The organism is Lederbergia sp. NSJ-179 (assembly GCF_022867885.1).
In the GTDB taxonomy this organism is placed as follows: Bacteria; Bacillota; Bacilli; order Bacillales; family Bacillaceae_C; genus Lederbergia.
Genome location: NZ_JALIFP010000026.1, coordinates 47,174 through 53,582, shown reverse-complemented (window position 1 = coordinate 53,582; position 6,409 = coordinate 47,174). Strand labels below are relative to the sequence as shown.

Genomic DNA, 6,409 nt, shown 5'->3' with positions numbered 1-6,409 from the left:
GAGTAAATAAGTTAATAATTGAGGGTACAACTTGTCACTTCCTATTCTGGGATTTTGGGTGTGTGGTAACCTCAATTATCTTCAGATTTTAGGGGGGTGGCAAGTTTTTTGTATTCTAAACCCTATAAATCAAGATTTTATTAACTTTTTACTATATAAGTTTTGACAATACGATAAATGGAATAGGAGGATGATTATGAAAGCCAATGACATTATGATTCGGGATGTATTTTATGTGAAAGGAACAGATCCGATTCGCGTTGTTATTCAAAATTTTATTAAGCATGGGATTAGCGGGGTACCTGTGGTTAATGATCAAAAAGAATTAATTGCTTATATAAGTGATGGCGATATTATGCGATATATTGGGAGACATAAGGATATTGTGGTGGACTCTTTATATTTTGTTAATGTTGTGGAAGGAGACAGGGAGGGATTTTCAGAAAGGGTTAAACAAATTCTGACTTTACCTGCTCTCGACATTGCGAAGAAAAAAGTGATCAAAGTTTCATGGGATGAAGAGGTTGAAAATGTAGCGACTATTTTAGGGAAAAGAAAAATAAAAAAAGTACCTGTTGAACGAGATGGGAAGCTGGTTGGTGTCATCAGTCGTGGTGACGTGATTCGCCATACATTTAAAGGTTTACTTTAAATAGTTGGTAGCGGGAGAAAAGCTTCCGGTCAATGTCTTGCACTGGAAGTTCGCCGGCAGTTGAGTTCCGAACTTCAGCAATACGGATGAAAGATCAGCAAATGAGCTGAGAACTTCAGCAATAGGTGTGAAAAGATCAGCAAATGAGCTGAGAACTTCAGCAATAGGTGTGAAAAGTTCAGCAAATGAGTTGAGAACTTCAGCAATAGGTATGAAAACTTCAGCAATACATGTGAAAGTTCAGCAAATGGGCCGGGAAGTTCAATGATACGGGTGGAAAGCTTCGGCAATAGAGCCGGAAATTCCAGCCATACACTTTAAAAAAGCTCCGCAAATTAAGTGGTTTTATAATGCAAAAAAATATTAACGAGGCCTCTTTAAATAACACCCATGAGGCCTTTTTAATTTTTATGAGATGACAAAAAAATAATAGAATGGAGAATATCTATGTCACAAAATGTAACAACTGCAGCAAAAGTAGTCAATGAGTCTATTGAAGAAGAGGGAAGTATTCTGAAACAACCAAAAGCGGTGTGGGCAGTCTTTTTTGCCAGTATTATTGCTTTTATGGGATTGGGATTGGTTGATCCGATTTTACCTGCAATCGCCAATCAATTGGATGCCTCACCAAGTGAGGTAACGTTGCTTTTTACGAGCTATAATGCGGTGATGGCCATTGCGATGCTTGTAACAGGAACCATTTCCTCGAAGCTTGGGATGAAGGGAACCTTACTGAGCGGAATTGTGATTATTGCTTTGTTTGCCGGATTAGGCGGAGTTTCGAATGATATTTGGACACTTGTTGGCTTAAGAGGCGGTTGGGGCTTTGGGAATGCTTTATTTGTTGCGACAGCTTTAACGGCGATTGTTACACTTGCCACTGGTGGAAATGCAAAAGCGATCATTTTATATGAAGCGGCGATTGGATTGGGCATTTCTGTTGGTCCACTGCTTGGTGGTTGGTTAGGGGCGATGTCATGGAGAGGTCCTTTTCTCGGTGTAGCAACCTTAATGGTCATTGCCTTTATCGGATTGTCGATTTTAATGCCAAAAGCGAACGTGAAGAAGAGCACAAAACAGAAAGTCTCCTTATTAGATCCTTTTCGTGCGATGAAACATCGCTCTTTAATGGTTTTAGGGATTACGGCCGCCTTGTATAATTTCGGCTTTTTTACATTATTAGCCTACGCCCCGTTTGTATTAGGTTTAGATGAGCATGGACTAGGCTTTGTTTTCTTAGGGTGGGGATTATTGCTGGCGATTACTTCTGTGTTTATGGCCCCGAAACTCCAGCAATGGTTTGGAACGGTTAAATCGATGTGTATGATGTTAATTTTATTTGGCCTCCTCCTTCTTGCTATGGGAATTTGGACTTCTACACAGTGGCTAGTGATTACAGCTGTCATCCTTTCAGGAGCTTTGCTTGGAAATAATAATACTTTAATTACGACAGCGGTGATGAATGCTACAACAGTTGAACGCTCAACAGCCTCTGCAGCTTATAGTTTTCTTCGTTTTATCGGAGCGGCGATTGCCCCTTTCCTCGCAGGTAAGCTTTCGGAACTATTTAATTCGAGCATCCCTTTTATTGTGGGCGGCGTATTTGTGTTTATTTCTGTACTCGTTGTCTGGTCGAATCACGCCCATGTTAAACATGTGGATGAAGTGGAAGCAGGTCATTGATCAATATTCAGAGAAAGTAGAAAGTCTCTGGGTTAAACCGTTATGGGTAAAAGGCAGGTTACATTTGAAAACCATGGTGACGTCATTAATCTTGGTGTTACCATGGTTTTTTAGAATGAAAATAATTTCAGCTGAGATTCGTTGGTTTTAATGGTGAGCGGTTTTTTTATTTTAAAAACACCTTCGGGGACAAGCTCTCCTTAATCAATCTTATGATAATGGTTTCATTTGTTTGTATAAACTGATATATTAATATATATAGTATGTATGGTGTAGTTGAGGAGGATATGAATGGAAGTAGAAAAGACAAATAAGCCAATGTATGAACAAATTTACGATGAATTATGTGAGCGTATTGCGAATCAACATTATCGGGAAGGGGATCGAGTTCCTTCTGAAAAGGAATTGGCTGACCTCTATCATGTGAGTCGGATTACGAGCAAAAAGGCATTAGAATTATTGGCCAATGATGGATTAATCGTGAGGCTGCCTGGCAAAGGGTCTTTTGTGAAGGAAGCGGTCGATGTAGAAAAGCAAGTAAAGATAAAAAAGGCGACCGAGAAAAATTCTAAACGATTATTAATTGGGCTTGTCATGACCGATTTTGATTATAGCTTCGGGACACATATTGTTCATGGCGTGGAGGAAGCTTCAAGGCAGCATGAATGTTTTCCGGTTATCCGCCGGACGATGGGGATGATTGAAAATGAAGTGAACGCGATTAAGGAATTGCTTCATTTAGGTGTGGATGGGTTGATTGTATTTCCCGCCCAGGGAGAATATTTTAATGAGGAAATATTAAAGCTTGTGATTAATAAATTCCCGCTTGTTTTGATTGATCGATATTTCAAAGGAATTGCGGCTACTTCGATCAGTACAGACAATGTGTCATCCACTAAAAAGGCGATCAATTATTTATTTGAACTTGGCCATGAACATATTAGCTTGATCTCCCCTCCGCCTGTGGACACCACCGCCATTGAAGAAAGAATAGAAGGCTTTATCGAGGCTCATGATGAAGCGGGGATTGCTGTGGATAAAGCGCTTTGGGCAACAGATCTTACAAGTACTCTGCCCAATGCATTTACACAGGAAAATATTTCAGAGGATATTAAAAAAATAAAAACACATTTACAAAGTCAGCCGCAAATCACGGCTTTATTTGTAGTTGAATATAATCTTGCCTTAATTGCAAAAAAAGCGATTGAGGAATTAGGGTGGAACATTCCTGAAGATATTTCGATAATTAGTTTCGATAGTCCTGAGTTTCCGTTGCAGGATGGCTATTTATTTACTCATTTAAAACAGCAAGAAAAAGAAATTGGTAGAAAAGCGATTGAAAATATTTTAAAAATGAAGGACCATTCGTCTGTTTCTTCGAAGCAATTATTGGATGCGGAATTGATTGTCGGGAAATCAACCACTTATGTAAAAAAATAAGTTTTTTTAAAAAAATAGTATATCGATATTCAAAATATATATTGACTTTTATATTGGTATACTATTATGATGTATGAAAGCGGTTAATTATCGACGGAATTAATGGTGAGAGGTAAGTTTTAGGATGTGGATCGAAAGTAGTTGATTTTAAGAAAAGGGGATGATTGTGTTTGGATGTGAAGTTGGCAAAAACTTATAAGGAAAAAGCAGAACAATCATATGAAACATTAGTAAACTATTATTTTGTAAAAGAGCATCAGCTTTTTCTCGAAAATTATGAAAAAAAGCCGGACGATCGGGATTTCTCCTATCTTTGGCCGTTTTCTGGAGTTCTTTCAGCTGTGAATGCGCTTGCGAGAATGGGAGGAGAGGAAGAGAAATATCGTAAGGAATTGGTCAGCATCTTAGAGAGTCTTGAACAATATCGAGATGTAGAGGCTGATCCCGCTGCCTATGATTCTTATGTCATCCATCAAGGGGGAGGTTCAAAATTTTATGATGATAATCAATGGTTGGGACTAGATTTTGTTGAAGCTTATAGAACATTAGGAAATCCTTATTATTTAGAGATGGCGAAGGCGATGTTTGATTTTTCTATTAGTGGCTGGTCAAATGAGCTTGGTGGTGGGATCTATTGGCAGGAGGATCAGAAAACGTCAAAAAATACTTGTTCCAATGGCCCTGCTGCTGTACTCGCGATGAAATTATTCGAAGAAACTGGTAAGGATGAGTATATCATTTGGGCTGAAAAAATTTTAGATTGGACAAAAGTTCTTTGGCAACCTGAAACAGGCGTGTATGGAGACAATATGAAACTGGATGGATCCATTGATGGAACCACCTATACGTATAATACAGGAACGATTATCCATGCCAATGCCCTATTGTATAAAGCTACCAACCATTCCGATTATTTAAAAGAGGCTCGAATGCTTGCTCAAAGTAGTTTGGCCCATTTTACCACCAAGCATCCAGATGTCTCTATTCACTTATTTCCAACAACACCTTGGTTTAATACGATATTATTGAAAGGATATTTAGCTTTGTTTGAAGTTGACTCAGAGAAAGACCGTACTTTTATTGAGGCAATCCAGGACAATGTAAATTATGCATGGACACATGCCCGTGATCATAAAGGTCTTTTTAGCTCGGATTGGTCCGGAAAGACGGGAGTGGAACAGAAATATAAATGGTTATTAGATCAAGCTCCGATGGTTGAAATATATGCCTTATTCGCAAACATGGAGTAGATTGTTACGCTTTCTAACAACTAATTAAGGGGGAGAAAGGAATGAAGGGGTGTAAAAAATTATTTTATGGGTTTGCTATTTTGTTAGTTTTATTACTTATTTCGTGTTCAAATTCAAATCAAAAGACCGATACAGAACCGAAAAAATCTGGTTCGAGCGAAGAAGGAGAGCATGAACCGATTACGTTAAAGGCAGTTGCCCTTTGGGACGAGAACATGTTTAATGAGCGTTTTAAGGAGCCAATTGAAAAGGAATTCCCTTATATGACAGTGGAACATGTGCCGGGTAATAACTTTGACCGAAAGTCGCTTGAAGAGGAAGTATTTGGTAATGGAGAAAATCCTGATTTCTTTTTTACCTTGTCACAACAGGATATGGAATATTTTGAGCTTGATCAGGATTTAACGGATTTACTTGAAGCTAATCAGATTGACACAAGTCATTTAAATCAAGCCCTGCTTGATACTATTCGGGCTAGAGATAAAGAGGGGCGCCTTTTAGCATGGCCTTATGAAGATACGTATTATGTGATTATGTATAATAAGGATATATTTGATTTGTTTGGGGAAAGTTATCCACGCGATGATATGACCTGGGACGAATTGATTGAATTAGCCGGCAGATTAACGCAGGAAAGAGACGGCACTTACTATCGAGGCCTTGATTTTCAAGATGAGGTGGCTCTCTCCCAGTTTTCTGTCAATAAGACAGATCCAGAGACTGGGGAAGTACTGATTACAAAACAAGATGAGTTCTCAAAGTATTTAAATCTGTATAAGCGCTATTTTGAAACAGTCCCGCTTGGTGAAAATGAAGAAGAGGGGTTCTTCACAGATCATCGGTTTAACGATCAACGAACGGCCATGGTCGTTACAAATGCTCAGGCGATAGCTTGGAGGAATGAATCTGGTTTAAACTATGATCTTGCGGCCATTCCTACATGGCCAGATCGTCCTGGAGTAGCACCGAGAGGGTTCTTGCATACATTGACCTTAAATCCAGCAAGTGAACATGTAGATGATGTTTTGAAGATCTTTGCCTATTTCTCATCAGATGAATACCAGCAGTATATGGCTAAGAAGGGTATTGGGATAGTGTCGAATAAAAAAGAATTACAAGAGGGTTTTTATTCCGATTATGAAAGTGCCGAAGGAAAGAATATTGAAGCGATCTTTAAAAATGAAACAGCCCCGCCACCTGAACGAATTAGTCCATGGGATCAATATGTCGATATTAACCTGCAAAAATTCTATGAATCAGGTATGGATGCGAACGAATTTCTTCGGATTGTAACAGAAGAATCTGAAGCGAAAATTCTGGAAGCTAAAAATCAGGAATAGGGAGCAACTTTTAAAAAAAGAGAGGGAGAGGGCTTCGTGCACCT

The 6,409-nt window shown here is 38.8% G+C and carries 5 protein-coding genes; all 5 read left to right on the top strand.

Features of this window, described 5'->3' with window-relative positions; all coding sequences use genetic code 11:
• Nucleotides 1-196 precede the first annotated feature (196 nt).
• Nucleotides 197-652: a CBS domain-containing protein gene (locus tag MUB24_RS16490; protein ID WP_244705992.1), complete on the top strand. Its 456-nt coding sequence runs from the start codon at nucleotides 197-199 to the stop codon at nucleotides 650-652.
• Between the two features lie 447 nt (nucleotides 653-1,099).
• Nucleotides 1,100-2,335, top strand: a complete 1,236-nt coding sequence (locus tag MUB24_RS16485; protein ID WP_244705990.1) for an MFS transporter — start codon at nucleotides 1,100-1,102, stop codon at nucleotides 2,333-2,335.
• Nucleotides 2,336-2,626: 291 nt separating this feature from the next.
• Nucleotides 2,627-3,775, top strand: coding sequence for a GntR family transcriptional regulator (locus MUB24_RS16480; RefSeq protein WP_244705988.1), 1,149 nt, complete (start codon nucleotides 2,627-2,629; stop codon nucleotides 3,773-3,775).
• A gap of 176 nt (nucleotides 3,776-3,951) precedes the next feature.
• Complete coding sequence (locus MUB24_RS16475) at nucleotides 3,952-5,025, top strand: glycoside hydrolase family 76 protein (protein WP_244705999.1); 1,074 nt, start codon at nucleotides 3,952-3,954, stop codon at nucleotides 5,023-5,025.
• Between the two features lie 41 nt (nucleotides 5,026-5,066).
• Nucleotides 5,067-6,365, top strand: coding sequence for an ABC transporter substrate-binding protein (locus MUB24_RS16470; protein WP_244705986.1), 1,299 nt, complete (start codon nucleotides 5,067-5,069; stop codon nucleotides 6,363-6,365).
• Nucleotides 6,366-6,409 lie beyond the last annotated feature (44 nt).